This is a genomic window from Psychromonas saccharinae, from assembly GCF_051201515.1.
Classification (GTDB): domain Bacteria; phylum Pseudomonadota; class Gammaproteobacteria; order Enterobacterales; family Psychromonadaceae; genus Psychromonas.
The window spans coordinates 805,347-823,840 of sequence record NZ_CP195153.1 but is presented as its reverse complement, the minus strand read 5'-3'; the positions used below and the strand labels follow the sequence as shown (position 1 = coordinate 823,840).

Genomic DNA, 18,494 nt, shown 5'->3' with positions numbered 1-18,494 from the left:
ACAATGCTTATTTTCGCTACGTTGTAATTTGCAGCACGTTTAGTTCATCAAACTCTTTTCCACCAAAGGCTCCCCTACAATAAAAAGGAGGAATATTCATCAAGATAATAAGTCAGATCCTGCCTTTTTCCTTCACGACTCTAACTGTAGTTAAGTTATTCATGTCGCTGTAAATCTAAGGATCTAGCTCGACAGTTAGGAAATAACTTACATTAACCGCGTGACAGAGTCCTGATATCAGGAAACTTCTATTACCTTAGCCCTGCAAAGTTATTTATAACCCAATTTATCCAATCTGTTATTGAAAATAAAATAATCGATTGAATATCAAAGACATGTGAACTATCGTAGTTCTTATTTAAAATAAAAAGACTGGAAATGAGAAATTATACAGCCTGGTTAGGTGTTATATGAGTTATATATTACTAAAAATAGAAACGGGTACTTGGGTAAGTCGTCATGATGGCCAATATCCCAAATTAATTGAATGGGAGATCGGTTGCCCAGAGTCACCTATATGTGAAAGTGAAGGTTGGGGACATGGATTTGGTGGAGGTTCATCTACATTGAAAGAGTTTGCTAAGAGCGCTAGGTTCACTAAATTAAATTCGGAATTTTCAAGTTGGGCTTATGCAATTATTAGCAATGGATTGGCGAATAAGCTTAGTATCAAAAAAATAGAGGAGCAACTTTATAATGAATCCCAAAATCATAAGGTTACTTTATCAGAACAGCTACAGATAACATTAAGCTCACGAGTTAGGTGGGTAAATGCCTAGTATACGTATGAGGCTCCGCGCAGAGCCGTCTAAGTATTTTATAAATGATGAGACTGTAATAAATACTTATTCAACAATACGGTTAATTTTCAATACGTGGCCCATATCATCGGCGATAAACAAATTACCTTTGTTATCAAAGGCAATGCCTTCCTGTGCATATTTTTTCGATAGCTTAACTTTGTTGATGGTTTTGTTATTTTTAATATCATATTGAATTAACATGGCATCTTCATCACTCACCATCACAAGCGTATCTTTATAAAACGTTAGCCCCGCAATATCATTAAATCCGTGGTCTATGATTCTTTTAATGGTTTGCTTCGTTTTCGATAAATCATAATCAATCACAACAATCACCGATGCGTCTGATTTTGGATAGCGCTTATTCGACTGGTTTGACGCATAAAGCTCGTTTTTATAGAGAGCAAGCCCTTCTAGTCCATCGGCGCCCTTCTTGAGTACTTTCACACCATCAAATGTTCTTTTTATACTGATTTCTTTTTGAATCGTCATATCTGCTTTTGACAATACAAAAATATCATCTTGACCTTCAACGGCTATTAGCAATAGGTTATTGGCATCATCGACAACAATCCCTTCAAAATCATAATCACCGACTTTCTTTTCCCTTAGTATTTTTCCTTGTTTTGATAGTTCATAAACAGCCCCTTCGTCATTAACCACAAACAAGGTATCTGATATCTCTGAATAGCTTATTCCCGAGGCTTCAGGTATTTCCGCTATCACACTTTCGTTGGCTTCAAGGTTTGGTATCAATATCATTAAGGTGATTCCCATTAGTATTTTATTCAACATTATAGCGCTACCTTATTCAATCATGCTGTTTCGGGGAAGCAATAAGCTTAAAGGGCGACGGCCTGAGTCGTTACAATATTTTTAGCCAGTAACGCTTACCTTCTTGGCATAATAATACTAATAATAAACAGGATACAGCCTGCAACCACTATCGATGGACCAGAAGGCGTATCGTAATAGTAAGATCCCAATAAGCCTAACATAACAGAAAAACAACCAATGATAATAGCAATGAGCGCCATTGACTCCGGCGTGTTTGCAAAGCGTCGGGCCGTTGCTGCTGGGATAATCAGTAAAGCCGTCACTAATAGCATGCCGACCACTTTCATCATAATCGCCACGGTCAGAGCAATTAAGCTTAAGAAAAACCAATTGATACGATCAACGGGTAACCCTTCTACACGGGCTAAATCTTCATGAATAGTGATGGATAAGAGCGGTTTCCAAATCCAAATTAGGCCACCCAGCGCAATCCCACCAGCACCATATATCCATATAAGATCACTGTAACCAATTGCAAGGATATCCCCAAATAAGTAACCCACGAGGTCAATACGGATATCGTCCATAAAAGCTAACGCAACCAGTCCGAGCGATAAGGCACCATGGGAGAAGATACCTAATAATGTATCGCTTGCTAACTGACGTTGATATTGACTGACAAACAGTAAAATAGCCAAAATCTGACAGATGATAAGAATACCGAGGGTTAAGTTAACATGTAATATAAAACCAAGGGCAACCCCCAATAATGCTGAATGGGCAAGCGTATCTCCAAAATAGGCCAACCGTCGCCACACCACAAAGGAGCCAAAAGGCCCTGCAACTAACGCCACACCCAGTCCGCCAATCAGTGCTCTAATAAGAAAGTTATCCATTGTTATTTATGTCCTGTGTAGCATGGCAATCATGCTCATGTTTATGGTCTTTTTCATGTATGTAAACAGCCAAATGATTAGCGGCATGGGGCCCAAATAGTGCAGCGTAAGCCGGATCACTGACCACTACTTCAGGTGTGCCACTACAACAGATATGCTGATTTAAACAAAGTACTCTATCCGTGGAAGACATCACTAAATGCAGGTCATGAGACACCATTAAAATAGCGCAACCACGCTCTGTTCTAACCCGACTGATTAAATCATATAGCTCTACTTGTCCATGTACATCAACACCTTGAACAGGTTCATCTAAAACAAGAATATTAGGCTCTCTCATTAAGGCTCTTGCCATTAACACCCGTTGTAACTCTCCCCCTGATAAATTTTGTAGTGGCGAATCAATAACATGCTCAGCCCCTACATCGGATAATAAGGCGTTAAAATCCACCTTATTTTGGACCTTTGCTAAGGCTAAGAAACGTCGCACTGTAATAGGAAACGTAGGATCAATATGCAGTTTTTGTGGTACGTAGCCAACCATGACATTTGAGGCGAGTTTGACTTGTCCCGAAGTTGGTTTTTGTAGTCCGAGAGCAACACGGAGTAAGGTTGTTTTCCCAGCGCCATTTGGGCCGACAACGGTCATTATTTCACCGGCATGAAGTGTTAGATCAATCGAGTCTAATAACTGACGTTCGCCGACTTTTAAACTAATTGATTGTAATTCGAGTAGATTATTACTCATGATGTATCTCTTTGAATCGATGGCTAGAAGTAGGATCTTATCATGTATTTTTCTTGAATAAATTGCTTAATCAAAACGCCCTACATGAAAATATTCATTTGACTTTTGAATATGTTATAACATAACATTTAAATCTTCAATACACATAGAGATTAATCACATGAAAAAATTATTATCATTACTCTTATTTATTATTTTACCCATTAATACAGCGATAGCAGCTGAAACGCCGAACGTGGTCGTTAGTATTAAGCCGATACACTCTCTTGTTAGTGCGGTGATGGAAGGTGTTGCAACACCCGACTTAATCATCAAAAAAGGATCGCCACATGGTTATACGTTGCGTCCTTCGGAAGCCAAAGTATTAGAAAATGCAGATTTGGTTGTTTGGGTTGGACATGATTTAGAAAGCTTTCTTGAAAAACCGTTAAATACGTTAGCTAAGCAATCACAAAAATTAACCCTCTCTGAAACGTTACAATCATCACTATTAACTAAACGTGAAGGTGGTGAATGGGCGAAACACAGTCATGGCGATCATAAAGAAGCCAGTCATGATGACCATGCTGCACATGAATCTCATGACCATGAAGAAGCCGATCACGATGACCATGCTGCACATGAATCCCATGACCATGAAGAAGCGTCAATGGACTTCCATATCTGGCTTTCACCTACAATGGCTAAAAAAATTACCATCGAAACAACCAAAGCACTTGTGAAGCTCGACCCTGCACATGCAGCGCAATACCAATCTAATTCAGAGAAATTGCTTACAAAATTAGTGGCGCTGGATAGCACGCTAAAAACCAAATTAGCACCTGTGAAAGATAAACCTTATATTGTGTTTCATGCAGCTTATCAATACTTTGAAAACGATTATGATTTAAATGCAGTAGGTTCAGTCACTATTGATCCTGAAAGAAAATCTGGCGCAAAAGGAATCAGTGAAATTCGTAATAAAGTTGCTCGTCTTGGGGTTGCGTGTGTATTCAGTGAACCACAGTTTGAGTCGAGTTTAGTTCAAACAATTATTGAAGGTACTGATGCAAAAACAGGAACATTAGACCCACTTGGTTCGTCTATACCTGCTGGACCAGATGCATACTTCGTACTAATGAATAATTTGGCAAATGATTTGGTATTAGGTCTGCAATAAAATAAATTACCCGCCTTACTTTATTATTTTATGCTGCTGACCCCGTACCTAATGATGTCGTGAAAGATGTCATTAGGTACACCTTCCATCGGGATATACTGATAGGGTTGCGCGCTTATGGTCTTTGCTTACATCAGGTAATAAACGTTTGGTTTCTTCCTTTACAACGCGATAACACTCACAACTCAATGCTTCGAGTTTCTGCCTATCTAAAATAGTAATATGCCCCCGATGATAGCTAATCACGCCCTGCTTCTGTAGTTTTCCAGCGGCTTCCGTGACGCCTTCTCTGCGAACCCCTAACATATTTGCAATAAGCTCTTGGGTCATTTCAATATTGTTATCGGGTAGACGATCAAGCGACAATAAAAGTAGACGGCATAATTGCTGGTCAATGGTATGGTAGCGATTGCACACGGCCGTTTGTGACATTTGAGTCATAAGCGATTGTGTATAACGCAGCATCAATGTTAACAACTCACCATGGCGATTAAATTCTTCCATAAAGTAATGCCCTTTAATACGGTAAGCATACCCAGCACTTTTAACGACGGCTCGACTCGCCGTGCTTTCCCCTCCCATAAACAATGCAATACCAACAATCCCTTCGTTTCCTACCACTGATATTTCTGCGGATGAGCCACATTCCATAACATAGGATAAAGCGATAATGGTATCGACTGGAAAGTATACGTGTATAAGTTTATCCCCCGCTTCATAAATGACATCATCTAATGCTAATTTCACTAATTCAACAAAGGGTGATAGCCGATCGTATACCGTGATAGGTAAGGCAGATAACAGATGATTTTTTAAAGGTGAGATATTGGTGTCTAATCTGATTGACATAGTACGATAAAGCCTCTTGTATCAATATCAGTAAAGCGTATTAACCTTACTAAAACGAGGGACTAAACATACTCTTTTACCTACGTAACCTCAATTCTGGATAAACTAAACGATACAGTAACCGCCCCAAAGGCTATGACAAAGAATGTATTATTGTGAAGATTAACTTTATTGAAAAGAGAATAAAAATCGGAAGAATGTTTAATTAACGATGCTTAGCATTGCTACGTTATTCAGATTGGCAAAAATAACAAAAAAATTAATACCTCAAGGTGCGTTGCCCAGCACAATCTCAAATATTGGGGCAAGGCACAACATGAGGTAACGATCTCTATTCCTTACATTATGTTTATAACAGGAACATCTTTGAGTAACGGAATAATAGATTCTTGTTTATGTAACTTAGCGATATCAATAAGATAATTTTTTTCAGGTTCACGCATAGAGAGGTTTGACAATAATTTTTTGACCGAAGATACATTGCCTTTTTCTATATTCACTTCCAGTGGCATAAAGTTAGCTGGACCCAGTTTATTTTGATTTGAAATATTCATTTCCATCAGATTTTCTCCAATAATTGAGGTTGAACTCAAATAGTAAAAAATACGTTCGTTATTAGATTATCTTTTCCTGCTAGCCGATTTCTTAAATACTCAAAGCGGAAGACTTAACACATTCTAGGGAATGTCATATTAATGCAGCATCCCACAGGCCAAGATATCTCTAATGGCCAAACTATATCGTAAGAAAAATACCTCGTCGGTGCGGTATCACACATTACTTTTTTGAGCCTCCACACTGTGCGGTGCAGCCTAGCTGATAGGCTAGATTTCCCCTTTTTCACATGATGTAGTTTTTACAGTGTTTTTTATCTGATTGATTAACTGTTTAAAGTTGGTATCGTTACATCAAATTTAAATAAAACCAGCGATTTTTAGATAAAAGTGAAAATCCGATTATGTTTACAGACCTAGCGAATTAGCAATGCGATTACTGAGAGATAAAAATCGCTTTCATCACACCATTAACTTATCAAGGAGTTATATGAAATTATCATTAATATCAGCAATATCTGAAAATGGAATAATCGGTTCTGGCTTAGATATTCCTTGGTCAGTTAAAGGTGAACAACAAATTTTTAAAGCAATGACATTTAATCATTGGCTAATTGTGGGCAGAAAAACATTTGAGTCGATGGGTGCACTGCCTAATCGAAAGTATGCCGTCATTACTCGCTCACAGCTTACTTCAAATAATAAAGATATTTTATATTTCACTTCTACAGATGAAGCTTTATCTAAATTAGCAACGCTAACAGATCATGCTTTTGTTTCTGGGGGTGGTGAAATATACAAAAGTTTAATTAACAAAGCTGACACGTTACATATCTCTACAATCCATAAAGAAATCGATGGAGATGTTTATTTTCCTTCGATTCCAAAAGGTTACCAAAAAGTATTTGAGCAAGATTTTAGCTCCAGTATTGATTATACATATCGCATATGGAAAAAGATCAAATAACAAAGAAACGATGAATACATAGATATTTATTAATAATTTTAGCTAGCTAACCTTTGCACCTGAAGATCTGGAAACAAGCATTGAACACCATTCCAATGGCGCGAGGGTTCAATGAGCGGTGTGATGGGCATTTCATTCAAAAGTAGACAATTAACGTGTTATTAGGCAACTAACGCAAGTCACTTAGGACTTAATTTAAGGAAATAATGATGAATATTAAGGCAGGTTTTGACAAAGGTGCAAAGGATTATGATTCTGCTCGGCGACAATTAATCCCCTGCTTCGATGAATTCTATGGAACAGCGACAAATTTAGCGGAATTTCAAGATAAACAAGAGATTAAGGTATTAGATTTAGGTGCGGGAACGGGATTATTTTCCTTGCTTATTTACCAAAAATACCCTAAAGCAGAATTCGTTCTTTGTGATTTATCGAGTGCAATGCTAAATGAAGCTAAGGATAGGTTTTCAGACTCCGACATCAACATCCGCTTTATCACTAAAAACTACTCGATAGAGCCAATTACAGGTAAATATGATCTTATTATTTCTGCGCTATCTATACACCATTTGACCCACCAAGAAAAAGAAACTCTTTTTAGTAAAATATATTCCAGTTTAAATGACAATGGTCTATTTATAAATGCGGATCAAGTTCTCGGGGAAAGCACATTAATTGAACAGACATATAGAAATATGTGGTTAAAACAGGTTAAAGAAAAAGGCGTATCACAGACATCTTTAAACCTTGCCCTAGACAGAATGAAAGAAGATAAAATGTCGACTTTATCGGATCAATTAATTTGGTTAAAAAAGGCAAAATTTTCCGCAGTAAATTGTTGGTATAAAAATTATAGTTTTGCTGTTTACTCTGGGCGTAAGTGTAAAAAAACCGAATAATATAAGCTCTCCCTGAAATGGTTGCCCCCTTGCCAACGCTTTCAACAAATAGATCAGCTGATGATGACAATTGGTATCAATACACAACCAATAAACCACTTTCATTATGATTGCACAAAAAACAGGCGTAAAATAACCCTACAAATAAAAAGTAAACTGTCTAACAGCCCTTTTTATCGCCTAGTTCAGAGCAATAATAAACTCTCCTAGATTGCACATTCATAACAGAAGGATTTTGATCATGAGTATTCAAAACTACTTTGTCGGTGATGAGATTAAATCAGTTGACCTCGGTAACGGCATTGTCAGAAAAGTCACAGCATACAACGAAAACTTAATGAGTGTTGAAAACCACTTCGAAACAGGCGCAGTCAGTCCGGTTCATAGCCATACTAACGAACAGATTACCTATGTTATTTCGGGTGAATTCGAATTTAATATCGATGGTGAAATACGCATTATGAAAGCAGGAGACTCGCACTATAAACAACCTAATCTGAAACATGGTTGTAAATGCCTTAAAGCGGGTATCTTATTTGATACCTTTACACCATACCGCAAAGATTTTTTGTAAAAGAGTAAAAAAGTTCATTCTGTATTTCCCCATGATTCAGACTTCACTTATTAACGTGGTAAGGAAAATCAACAATGACAGATCTAAGAACAGGTTATGATCCTAACTTTTTAGGAGAAGATATAGCTATTGCGATTCCCAAAGCAAGCCTAGAAATCGAAGATGATATTCTCTATGTCTCTGACAATAAGGACACGGGACATATTATTGATTACATCCATTTTTCAGTGATTATGAGTAAGTTTAATAATCAGGCATTAGTGTCGGCAGCAAATTTAGACCAGAAAGACTATCAACAGGTTTCCGGCCGAAATTGGTTTGTTGATCCTCGGATCGGCCTAGAAAATCAAGTTGGTCCAGCGGCTTACAAACATAACCCTTGGGATCGCGGACATTTAACACGACGCAGTGCCGTTACTTGGGGAAGTACTTATACCCGTTACCATTCAAGATGCAGAAATCAGCAAGACGAGAGGTGAGCAGATTCTAGGCATAAAGGTGAAGATCTAACGGGTTAAATCGAGACTTTATAACAACGAAGATGTTTGCCTCTCGTCTTGCCCTACGGGTCATTAGCTCGAACACCAATACTGCGTTATAACATTCGATAAGGACTAGCCATTAAAGATGTAAAGTCTTGTTTTTACATCTACCGATAGAGGATTAACGCAGTTAATCGCTCGAAAGGTCATCATGTTACGCCTTGCCTTGGTGTCCGAGCTAGTGACTGATAAACGCATCTTGAATGGTAACGGGTATATATTCTTTATCAAGACGCGCAATTTCTGCTTGATAAACGCGGACAAAATACCATTGATATTAAAAATTATCAGGTCACGATCACTGAAATTGAACAGTTAACGGGGCTTGAATTCGATGAGGCATTATTTAATAGTAATCCCTTGTATTTTTATCCACGCGAAGGCATCAATGAAGGGCCAGAAGGTTTTGCAGCACCAGTTAATAGTGATGAAGAAAGCCTCGAGCAAGGTGTTGTATTCAATCGAGAAGATGCACAATCGGACAAATTTAAGGCGCGTCGCCGTATTATTCCACACGATGAGTTCTTGGAATTTGCCAGTCGAGTTCGTGATGTTTAACAAATTATGTGGTTAAAAGAAGAAATCGGATAATCGAAGCGGTTATCCTATCCACAAAATGATAGAATCGTTAGCCATCCTAATTGCAATGAAAAATAATAAGATAACGATTCATGCCACAGAAAATTCAACTTAGTAAAGAAGAATTCCGCACCCATAAACCCACTCGAAACGAATATCTCACTCAGCCGAAAACACCGTTAGTATTGGTATTAGATCATGTCACGAATAGTTACAACGTCGGTGCATTTATTCGCTTAGCCGATGCCTTTGCCATTGAAAAAATTATCGCCTGTGGTGAATTGACTATTTCGGACAAGAAGTTGAAAAAAGCTTCTCGCAATGAAGCAAAATGGGTAAAGGTTGAATACAGTGATAGCACCACGGACAGCTTGCAACAATTAAAAGATGACAATTACACTATTTACAGCGTCGAGCTATGCCATGATTCCTTAGATTACAATGAAGTCAGTTATCAATCGCCCTGTGTGTTGGTGCTTGGTAATGAACGTAAAGGCGTTAGTGAAGCGGCATTAGCATTAAGTGATTATCACATTCATATTCCTATGTTTGGTATGGGTAATTCTCTGAATGTTTCAACGGCAGGTGCAATTGTACTCGCACAATGTGCAAATCAACTTCGTCGTCAATCGTAATATCGAATAGTTAATAGTTAATATTGGCACTCGGTATGTTCAGTAACTATCTGTTGGCATCCGCTAATTATTACGACAGGTATCAGGTACAATACCTTAATTATTATCAAAAGGTATGAAATACCATGGATATCCAAGGCACTTGTATTGCATCAACTACCGATGAACATGGCCCCATTTATGTTTATCAAACCAAAAATAGCCGTGTCCTTAGCTTTGATGGAAAAATATACCAAAGTTGCATGAAGCTCAATAATATCAATGGGCTAAATCTGGGTTATACACAAGCAATGATAATGGGGCTAATTTTTACCCCACACCTCAAAACAGCGACGATCATGGGATTAGGCGCGGGTTCTCTCGCAAAAACATTACTTAAGCATTTTACTGATTTAACCCTTCATGCCATTGAATACCGAGCTGCTGTTGCAACCTTTGCTAAACAATATTTCGAACTCCCTGAAACACATCGTCTGACCATTCATATTGATGATGCTGTCAATTATATTAAAAGCACCAAAACAAAAAGCGATATCATTTTCTCGGACTTATACAGTGCAGAGGGAATGGAAACCAAACAAATACAAGCCGCTTATTTACAACATTGCAAAGCAGCACTCAATGAACAGGGCGTATTAGTACTTAATATCTGTCATACCGAATCACAATTAAAACAAGAATTTGATGTGTTACTTGCTCGCGTATTTAACAATCAACTCCACCGTTTTACGATTGAAGGCGGTAATACCATTGTCTTTGCATTCAAAAATACGATTCCGAATATAACGCAGGAAGCGCTATTAACGCGTGTTACATCCCTACAAGAGAAGATTAATGTTCCAGTAGGACGCTATGCTAAATTGTTAATATAGCGATTGCCATTCAAGATGAAAAAATCAGTATTTTGATTGATAAGCGGTATAAATTCCCAAATGCCACTTTCTATTGAATAAGATAAAAATAGATAAAATACGCGTATTACTTTATATTTTATAAATTATGATGATTAAGCGTCTTAACCATGTCTGTATTTATTGTTTTCGATTACCACGTTGTGCAATCAAATCACCAAAGGTTGGGGATCAATTTTACCCTGCGACTCAAAAACGCAATCTTTAATCGATTCAGATTATTTTAAATCTTAAGTCATTTTATCACCCTGAGCGGCAGGATAAATAGAACCACCAGCCCCACAAATAGTAAAAACCAAAAGAGAGGATTATATGTTTACGACCATTTTTGTTTCTGGTTATGGAAATTCAACCGATGGACATTGGCAAGATCTATGGCATAAACAATTAATTGGCAGTCATTGGGTTGAGCAAGATAATTGGGATAGTCCAAATCGTGAAGACTGGGTTGACACACTCAATACATTGGTACAATCGATTTCAGGCCCTATTTTATTTATCACACATAGCTTAGGCGGTAGTACTGTCATTGAGTGGGCAAAACAATATTCCGCTAATATAATAGGCGCATTAATTGTTGCAGTTCCCGATGTGAATGACCCACATTTTCCCACTGCAATTTCTGGTTATCAACAGCCACCTTTAGCAAAACTGCCTTTCCCAAGTAGAATGTTATCCAGCACCAACGATCCCTACTCTACCTTTGAACGTGCAGAATATTTTGCTGCACATTGGGGAAGTGACATCATCAATATGGGAGATCTAGGGCATATTAATATTAGCTCTAAAATCGGCGATTGGCCGGAAGGTAAAAAACAGCTTACTCAATTTATTGATTCGTTAACTCATTAGGATTATGAAATGGCCAATATCGCGAATACACCTAAGCCGCCCTACTACGCCGTAATATTCACTTCAATACGAACAAAAACCGATCCGAGTTATAATAAAATGGCAGAGCGAATGGTTGAACTCGCAATAAAGCAGCCTGGATTTTTAGGCATGGAATCAGCGCGCGAAGAAGTGGGCATTACGGTTTCTTATTGGGACAGCTTAGATGCGATTAAACATTGGAAAATGAACAGTGAGCATTTAGAGGCGCAGCAAAAAGGCCATCACACTTGGTATTCATCGTTTAAGGTACGTATTACAAAGGTGGAAAAAGATTACGGGATATAAAATAAAAAAGTAACGACAAGCGTTACTTTTTAATCATCATCTATTAAACGTGAAGCACAAACACTAATCTTGCATATCGTAGCTAAATTTAACATTCACTAACCCTGTGTAGCTTGTATCACCATTTGCATTCATTCTTTCTGCAACCGTAATATAGCTACCATCTTCTAGTGTAAGGCTACGAGAATCAGGCGCAATATGGCCAAGATCTCTATTTAACTGAGCAGCAGAGTCAGCTCGTAGGGCTTCTAATTGGTCAAAAGCTAAATCGTAAGCCACGGCTTTAGTCGCTACATTTTCTGTTTCTAACACTTTAGTTGAATGCATTGTGTCAGTCGAAGTACTGTTTGCAAATGCCTGTGAGCTTAGCGCTAACATTGTTGATGCGATAACGGCTGCTTTTGTGAAGTTCATAATATATCCCCTTTTGATCGTTCATTTCATTATTTAGTCAGTGACTTATTTCTATTAAGCCTCTTTGCTATGGTATTAGAATACGCGAATGCTAATGACCTAATACCAACAACAACATGACACTTTTGTCATATATACCCGTTACTTTTCAAAATAGTGTGTATTAATCGTTTACTTGGTAAGAATAATTAACATTCACTAAACCGGTGTAACTTGTATTGCCATTTGCATTCATTTTTTCCGCAACGGTAATATAGCTTCCGTCTTCTAATGAAAGGCTACGAGAATCAGGTGCCATATGTCCAAGCGCTCGATTTAGCTGAGAAGGCGAATCTGCTTGTAACGTTTCTAATTGGTCAAAAGCTAAATCGTAAGCCGCTACTTTAGTTGCCACATCTTTTGTTTGTAATACTTTCGTTGCATGCATGGTATCCATGTTGTTTGCAAATACTTGCGTGCTTAGTGCTAACATTGCAGAAGCGATAACGGCTGTTTTAGTGAAGTTCATAATATGTATCCTTTAATAAATTAGTTAATAATTGCGTTAGAAACTTTTTTCAATCAAGCCTCTTTGCTATGGATATAGAATACGCGAACACTAATGACCTAAAACCAACAAAAACATGACACTTTTGTCATTCTGTAAAAATAGATTGAAGAGCATCATTTCAGCTCTATTGCTAATCTCCTATTCCCCTTCTCATTTTAATGATAATTACTTGATAAGTATTTAGTTTATGGGATACTGACTAATACACGTGATTTAGCCTATTAATACATAGAAATGTGTACCTAACCAGTAACCTGAGAGTTAAACAGGTGCTAGGTATAATGTTGAAGATCTAAGGGTTAAATCAGTACATATTTTTATATCGACCAATCGTGGATTAATCCAGTTAGTCTCTCCAGATAAAATGTTATGCCTTGTATTGGCATCTAAAAGAGTGACTGAAAATGCATCTTGATAGGCAATAGGTATCTCATGGGTATTATTATTTTTCTTTTAGTTCTTTTCATATTTACCGTTGGCTCGATAAAGGTTGCGGCGAATCTAATGAAAATAGATGGCGCAACTATCGGAACCTGTTTTATTGCGGTGATTCTTTCGATTGTTGCTAATGGTATTGCGGGAGCTTTTCTTGGAGAAGGTTTAATTGCAAGTATTGTTGCACTGATTCTCACCGGGGCTTTCTTTGGCTGGTTATTTAAAACCAGTACACTGACAGGCTTTGTGCTCGCGCTAATCAGTATTGCCGTACAATTTGGTTTCGTACTACTTGCAGGTGCGCTTGGTTTCGCACTCCTTGGATAATAAATAAGAGAAAAAGCATGTTTAAAGAAAGTGATTTCAATATTAAGAATGGTTACTTTTATGTGAAAAAAGATAAATACCCATTATCTAAAATTAAGAATGCGAGGCTCCAAAAGCTAACACTCACGAATAATATAGGCCAAATTATTTTTTGGCTTTTTATCTTTTCTGGTCCAACATGGCTAGCCATTAATATTGTTGGTTCCGTACCGCCCCTATTTATTATATTAGCATTCATACTCAGTATACTAGGGTTTATTTTCTCTCTATTTCGTTGTGCTAAATTTGCCTTACAAATTCAATTTTCCCATCATGATGAAACCGGCCTTCAGTGGATAAATATTGCTAAATCTTATTCAGATAAATACACCCCCTTATTTGATAAGCAAGTTGAAAAACTCGCATTTAAACAATGACACGCATTATCGTTATCGGGTCAAGCTGCAGTGGCAAGTCAACATTTTCACAACAGTTAGCTGAAAAATATAAGATTAAGTATATCGAATTAGATCAATTCCATTGGCTACCGAATTGGCAGGAGCGATCTGACCAAGAATTTATACAATTAGTTGATCAAGCGACCTTAGCAGATACTTGGGTTATGGATGGAAACTATTCGAAGGTACGAGATATTACTTGGCCTAGAGCAACACAAATAATCTGGTTAAATCATCCCTTTCATGTCGTTTTATATCGGGCAATCACACGCTCCATATCCAGAATTATCACGCGAAAAAAACTGTTCTCCGATAACGTTGAGTCTTTTCAAAAAACATTTCTCAGCCGAGATTCAATCATCTTGTGGGTATTGAAAACCTACCATAAAAAACAAACTGAATATGCCGAATTACTTAATCATCAACACCTTAATATTATTGAACTAAAGGGACAAAGCCAGGTTAACGATTACCTTGATAAATGCCCTTAATGAATTCAAGGTGTAAACCAAAGATCATCACCACTTGGTAGCGTCACCTGTGAAGAATACATGTCCAGTTTTATAATATGCCTTTCGTTTAACTTCGCCCGTTCAATTGCATCATCAAAGTACTGATGAAACAAAGTATCAAACCGCCCATCGGCAATAAGTCTCTCAAGGCCAACCCGCAAACGTTCAGCGATACGCGGATACTTAGGTGATACAAAAATATAACTAGCACCGGGAATATAAAGCGCAAGATGCGGTTCAATTATGACATGTTTGAGAATATCTTTTCGTTGCGCCAATTCACCAAATATTTCATTCACGCCACGCAGTAGAAAATCAAACCGTCGTACATCTAGCATACGAAACAGCCCATTATAATCGCTACCTCTTTTAACTTTAAACCCTATTTCTTCCATCACCGAGGTGATTGACCAACCAAACAATAATCCCGCATTGAACGCTTTTAATTGCTCAATCGTTTGAATAGGAGCAAATAATGGCGCACTTTCATTATGAATTAATAATAAACGGTAATTCAATAACCCTTTACGCACTGGAATTTTTATCGCAATGGTTTCACTTTCCCAATCATGATTGGTCACGGCAATAAAAACATTAACTAGGTGTCCGCCGTTTTTTAATTGCTTACGCGCCTGAAGTGCGTTCATGATAGGCGCGTCGGTGCTAAATAAATACGGGCCGAAATCAGCCACCGTTACATCTAACGCTAATTTGATCAGTGATTCTTTATAAGAATTGCGAATATCTATCGAGGACTGACCTTTTTCAAAACGAATATGATCAGTAGCGAACAAGTATCCGGGAAATAATGTCAGCACTAATAATACCGTCTGGCATACTATTTTCATGTACTTGTTCCATTTAGGAATAATAAAAGATTAAAACGCGTGCAAGTTAATATGAATTTGAACAGAAGATGTTGATCTCAGTTAATGATTTGTTAGATATACCATTTTATCTACAAAAATGAAAAATCCGTGAGATCTTGACATAAAGTTAAAGATCTCACGGATAATATCAAGAAGTCACACCAACAAAAATAATTGCCTCCGCCTTACTCACGGGTCATAAGCAATTAAGACTGATTAAATTCGACGAACGTGAATATTCATGGTTTGAATACGATATGCGATTTGCCTTGGGCTCATACCAAGAAGTCGCGCGGCTTTCGCTTGTACCCATCCCGATTGTTCAAGTGCGTTAATCACCCGTTGGCGTTCATCTAAATCGGCATTGTCATTCGCCAAGGACGTGGTAGTTTGAATCATGCTCGGACTGGCTTCCTGTTGATAGACCTGACTCGATGACATCATTGAACCTTGATTAATCATCACGACATCGCGGTCAATTAATCCCGATTCACTCATAACCGATGCACGTTCTAAACAGTTTTCAAGTTCTCGAATATTCCCAGGCCAGTTATGCCCCATTAATAATCGTATTGCGCCATCACTTATTTTTAGTGTACGCCCCTGATGCTTAGCCAGTTTTTTCACTAGGAATTTCGCTAAATCGGGCAGATCTTCCAACTTCTCACGTAATGGTGGTAAATGAATCGGCATGACATTTAAGCGGTAATACAAATCCTGACGGAAGTTTCCATTTTGCACTTCTTGCTCTAGGGGCCGATTAGTCGCAGCAATAATGCGTACATCGACACGAATAGTTTCATGCCCCCCTACCCGCTCAAATTCACCTTCCTGAAGTACTCGCAATAATTTAGCTTGAAAGCTTGCACTGATTTCACCTATTTCGTCGAGAAATAATGTCCCGCCATCGGCTAATTCAAAACGCCCTTTTCGCATTTTCACCGCCCCCGTAAAGGCGCCTTTTTCATGGCCAAAAAGCTCACTTTCTAATAAATTATCCGGTAACGCAGCACAATTTAACTTAATAAAAGGCGCATTCACCCGTGGTGAGTTATAGGCAATCGCCCCAGCAATAAGCTCTTTACCCGTCCCGCTTTCACCACGGACTAATACCGTGGTATCAAATTTCGCCACCTGATGGATCATTTCAAATATTTGTCGCATTGCGGCGGTGTTACCAACAATTGAACCGTAGTTATGTTGTTGATTTGCTTTTAATTGAAGGTGGTCATTTTTGTTTTGTAATTCTTGTTTTTCCTTTTGCACCGAATTAGACAAACGCAATGTTTGTAAAATAAGGTTTGCGACCATTTCTAAAAATCGTGTTCGCGCCGCTAATTCACTTAAATCGGCACTCATTGGCTGGGCAACAATAACACCAGAGTGCTCTGAATTTCTCCCCAAGGGAACACAAATCAAAGGTAAATCATAATCATACAAACTTAGTCTGTCTAAAAAACGCGGATCTTCCGAGACTTTGATAATAACCTGCGTGGTCCCTTTCGCTTGCACATTTCCAAGGATCCCTTCATTAATTCGGTATTTAATTTTTGAGGCATCATGAATCACTTCAGGCGCAGCGCCATATAATGCTTGAATTAACATGCCCTGTTTATCTTCGTTGTATAAAGTGACCATGCCATATTGCAATCCAGCTAATTCATGCAGACAACCTAACATCTGTTGTAATGTTTCTTCCATATTTAATGTTTGGCTGAGAATTACGCTAATTTGATGTAAGGCCTTTAGTTGTTGCTCTGCATCAAAACTTTGTCGAGAGTAATTATCTGATTCTGTCATAAACATTCCCACTTAAAACCATCCGAGGTTTTTATTATTCGTCCACTTGATCAATAACCTTACTACTGGTTAAAAATCGATTTAGTAGAGAAGGTTACATAGCTATTGCTAGTGAAGTTGTTGTGTTGTCATAAATGAAACAATTTGTCTTATCTACTTCATCTGCTTGAAAAATAACTATTACAATTAAAATCAGGCAACTTATGTACCAAAAAAACATCATGGCTTTATTAATAATTATAAATAATACAATATATGATCTAAGACAAACAATGTGCTCTTTATCACACTTTAACGGTCATTTATCCTTACTTTCCGCGCGTCTTTATAGTGCAACTTTCGCCAAAAAGCGTCATGTTAGTGCATCAAATTAAAAACCAATTATTGGCATATTTATCGCAATACCCATTAATCAACCTCTCATAAATAGCTTATTTAATGTGTAAGTAGACCCGAGAGAAATCACAGCCGTCGCTTTAAAGGAGCATAAAAATGAGTCAATACCTTTTAATTTTATTGACCACGAGTTTGGTAAATAACGTTGTACTTGCACAGTTTTTAGGACTGTGTCCATTTATGGGGGTATCCAATAAAGTCGGCGCCGCCTTTGGAATGGGATTAGCCACCACCTTTGTACTCACGCTTTCCTGTGCAGCGGCTTGGATATTAGAGCATTACTTACTTATCCCTTTAAACTTGGGCTTTTTACGCTTATTAAGTTTTATTTTGGTGATTGCCGTTCTCGTACAGCTCACCGAAATGATGGTCGCTTATCAAAGCCCAGAGTTACATCGTGTATTAGGTATTTTCCTTCCACTTATTACAACCAATTGTGCGGTTCTTGGGGTGGCATTATTAACCATTCGTGAAGAATTAGATTTTTTAGGGGCATTAATATATGGCTTTGGTTCGGCCATGGGGTTTACCTTGGTTATCGTTATTTTTGCTGGCTTAAGAGAACGAATGGCGTTGTGTCGCATTCCCGCCATGATGGAAGGCGCACCGATTGGATTTATTACCGCCGGCATTCTTGCCATGGCATTCTCCGGTTTTGCCGGACTCGCTTAGGAGCAGTAAC

Annotated in this window: 24 protein-coding genes; 15 read left to right on the top strand and 9 right to left on the bottom strand. The window is 38.0% G+C overall.

The features are described from left to right. Positions 1 to 410 precede the first annotated feature (410 nt). Positions 411 to 779, top strand: coding sequence for a hypothetical protein (locus ACR30L_RS03720; protein WP_435236703.1), 369 nt, complete (start codon positions 411 to 413; stop codon positions 777 to 779). A gap of 66 nt (positions 780 to 845) precedes the next feature. Here the strand turns inward: ACR30L_RS03720 and ACR30L_RS03715 are convergent, their stop codons facing one another. The 3 genes from ACR30L_RS03715 to znuC form a co-directional block, all read right to left on the bottom strand. Then, positions 846 to 1,598 (bottom strand): SdiA-regulated domain-containing protein, encoded by a 753-nt coding sequence (locus ACR30L_RS03715; protein ID WP_435236702.1) that lies wholly within the window; start codon positions 1,596 to 1,598, stop codon positions 846 to 848. A 95-nt stretch (positions 1,599 to 1,693) separates the two neighbouring features. After that, the gene (locus tag ACR30L_RS03710) at positions 1,694 to 2,476 is read right to left on the bottom strand and encodes a metal ABC transporter permease (protein ID WP_435236701.1); all 783 of its coding nucleotides are present in this window, start codon (positions 2,474 to 2,476) and stop codon (positions 1,694 to 1,696) included. Further along, entirely contained in the window at positions 2,469 to 3,224 is a 756-nt protein-coding gene (gene znuC / locus ACR30L_RS03705) for a zinc ABC transporter ATP-binding protein ZnuC (RefSeq protein WP_435236700.1), read from the bottom strand. The genes ACR30L_RS03710 and znuC overlap by 8 nt, the downstream gene beginning before the upstream one ends. 160 nt (positions 3,225 to 3,384) lie before the next feature. Between znuC and znuA the strand changes: the two genes are divergently transcribed. After that, on the top strand, positions 3,385 to 4,383 hold the full coding sequence (gene znuA, locus ACR30L_RS03700) for a zinc ABC transporter substrate-binding protein ZnuA (RefSeq protein WP_435236699.1): 999 nt from the start codon (positions 3,385 to 3,387) through the stop codon (positions 4,381 to 4,383). A 72-nt stretch (positions 4,384 to 4,455) separates the two neighbouring features. Here znuA and ACR30L_RS03695 read toward each other — a convergent pair whose 3' ends face one another. Next, a complete protein-coding gene (locus ACR30L_RS03695; protein WP_435236698.1) occupies positions 4,456 to 5,232 on the bottom strand; it encodes a Crp/Fnr family transcriptional regulator in 777 nt (258 codons plus the stop codon). 338 nt (positions 5,233 to 5,570) lie between these two features. After that, positions 5,571 to 5,792, bottom strand: a complete 222-nt coding sequence (locus ACR30L_RS03690) for a hypothetical protein (protein WP_435236697.1) — start codon at positions 5,790 to 5,792, stop codon at positions 5,571 to 5,573. Between the two features lie 484 nt (positions 5,793 to 6,276). Here ACR30L_RS03690 and dfrA point away from each other — a divergent pair, with 484 nt between their 5' ends. The 9 genes from dfrA to ACR30L_RS03645 all read left to right on the top strand — a co-directional run bounded on the left by dfrA (position 6,277) and on the right by ACR30L_RS03645 (position 12,072). Then, on the top strand, positions 6,277 to 6,753 hold the full coding sequence (dfrA, locus tag ACR30L_RS03685; RefSeq protein ID WP_435236696.1) for a trimethoprim-resistant dihydrofolate reductase DfrA: 477 nt from the start codon (positions 6,277 to 6,279) through the stop codon (positions 6,751 to 6,753). 206 nt (positions 6,754 to 6,959) lie between these two features. Beyond that, positions 6,960 to 7,652, top strand: coding sequence for a class I SAM-dependent methyltransferase (locus tag ACR30L_RS03680; protein ID WP_435236695.1), 693 nt, complete (start codon positions 6,960 to 6,962; stop codon positions 7,650 to 7,652). Positions 7,653 to 7,893: 241 nt separating this feature from the next. Then, positions 7,894 to 8,226, top strand: a complete 333-nt coding sequence (locus ACR30L_RS03675) for a cupin domain-containing protein (RefSeq protein WP_435236694.1) — start codon at positions 7,894 to 7,896, stop codon at positions 8,224 to 8,226. Positions 8,227 to 8,300: 74 nt separating this feature from the next. Further along, entirely contained in the window at positions 8,301 to 8,705 is a 405-nt protein-coding gene (locus ACR30L_RS03670; protein ID WP_435236693.1) for a DNA/RNA non-specific endonuclease, read from the top strand. A gap of 423 nt (positions 8,706 to 9,128) precedes the next feature. Beyond that, positions 9,129 to 9,326 carry a hypothetical protein gene (locus tag ACR30L_RS03665; RefSeq protein ID WP_435236692.1) on the top strand — a complete coding sequence of 66 codons (198 nt, stop codon included), beginning with the start codon at positions 9,129 to 9,131 and terminating at the stop codon, positions 9,324 to 9,326. A gap of 113 nt (positions 9,327 to 9,439) precedes the next feature. Beyond that, positions 9,440 to 9,982 (top strand): TrmH family RNA methyltransferase, encoded by a 543-nt coding sequence (locus ACR30L_RS03660; protein WP_435236691.1) that lies wholly within the window; start codon positions 9,440 to 9,442, stop codon positions 9,980 to 9,982. 125 nt (positions 9,983 to 10,107) lie between these two features. Continuing rightward, positions 10,108 to 10,854: a spermidine synthase gene (locus ACR30L_RS03655; protein WP_435236690.1), complete on the top strand. Its 747-nt coding sequence runs from the start codon at positions 10,108 to 10,110 to the stop codon at positions 10,852 to 10,854. A gap of 351 nt (positions 10,855 to 11,205) precedes the next feature. Continuing rightward, positions 11,206 to 11,745: an RBBP9/YdeN family alpha/beta hydrolase gene (locus tag ACR30L_RS03650; protein WP_435236689.1), complete on the top strand. Its 540-nt coding sequence runs from the start codon at positions 11,206 to 11,208 to the stop codon at positions 11,743 to 11,745. Positions 11,746 to 11,754: 9 nt separating this feature from the next. After that, complete coding sequence (locus tag ACR30L_RS03645; RefSeq protein WP_435236688.1) at positions 11,755 to 12,072, top strand: antibiotic biosynthesis monooxygenase family protein; 318 nt, start codon at positions 11,755 to 11,757, stop codon at positions 12,070 to 12,072. A gap of 63 nt (positions 12,073 to 12,135) precedes the next feature. Here the strand turns inward: ACR30L_RS03645 and ACR30L_RS03640 are convergent, their stop codons facing one another. Continuing rightward, the gene (locus ACR30L_RS03640) at positions 12,136 to 12,486 is read right to left on the bottom strand and encodes a DUF3316 domain-containing protein (RefSeq protein ID WP_435236687.1); all 351 of its coding nucleotides are present in this window, start codon (positions 12,484 to 12,486) and stop codon (positions 12,136 to 12,138) included. Positions 12,487 to 12,649: 163 nt separating this feature from the next. Continuing rightward, a complete protein-coding gene (locus ACR30L_RS03635) occupies positions 12,650 to 12,994 on the bottom strand; it encodes a DUF3316 domain-containing protein (protein WP_435236686.1) in 345 nt (114 codons plus the stop codon). A 474-nt stretch (positions 12,995 to 13,468) separates the two neighbouring features. Between ACR30L_RS03635 and ACR30L_RS03630 the strand changes: the two genes are divergently transcribed. From ACR30L_RS03630 to ACR30L_RS03620, 3 genes are read left to right on the top strand one after another with little or no spacing between them, the layout of a single operon-like run. Beyond that, complete coding sequence (locus ACR30L_RS03630) at positions 13,469 to 13,798, top strand: hypothetical protein (RefSeq protein WP_435236685.1); 330 nt, start codon at positions 13,469 to 13,471, stop codon at positions 13,796 to 13,798. Positions 13,799 to 13,815: 17 nt separating this feature from the next. Then, positions 13,816 to 14,214, top strand: a complete 399-nt coding sequence (locus ACR30L_RS03625) for a hypothetical protein (protein WP_435236684.1) — start codon at positions 13,816 to 13,818, stop codon at positions 14,212 to 14,214. Next, the gene (locus tag ACR30L_RS03620) at positions 14,211 to 14,726 is read left to right on the top strand and encodes an adenylate kinase (RefSeq protein WP_435236683.1); all 516 of its coding nucleotides are present in this window, start codon (positions 14,211 to 14,213) and stop codon (positions 14,724 to 14,726) included. Before ACR30L_RS03625 ends, ACR30L_RS03620 begins: the two co-directional genes overlap by 4 nt. Positions 14,727 to 14,731: 5 nt before the next feature. On the opposite strand, the gene ACR30L_RS03615 is transcribed toward ACR30L_RS03620, so the two are convergent. Both ACR30L_RS03615 and nifA read right to left on the bottom strand, forming a co-directional pair. Beyond that, a complete protein-coding gene (locus ACR30L_RS03615; protein ID WP_435236682.1) occupies positions 14,732 to 15,595 on the bottom strand; it encodes a hypothetical protein in 864 nt (287 codons plus the stop codon). 237 nt (positions 15,596 to 15,832) lie between these two features. Beyond that, complete coding sequence (gene nifA / locus ACR30L_RS03610) at positions 15,833 to 17,416, bottom strand: nif-specific transcriptional activator NifA (protein WP_435236681.1); 1,584 nt, start codon at positions 17,414 to 17,416, stop codon at positions 15,833 to 15,835. Between the two features lie 492 nt (positions 17,417 to 17,908). On the opposite strand from nifA, the gene rsxA reads away from it, so the two are divergent. Further along, on the top strand, positions 17,909 to 18,484 hold the full coding sequence (gene rsxA / locus ACR30L_RS03605; protein WP_435236680.1) for an electron transport complex subunit RsxA: 576 nt from the start codon (positions 17,909 to 17,911) through the stop codon (positions 18,482 to 18,484). Positions 18,485 to 18,494 lie beyond the last annotated feature (10 nt).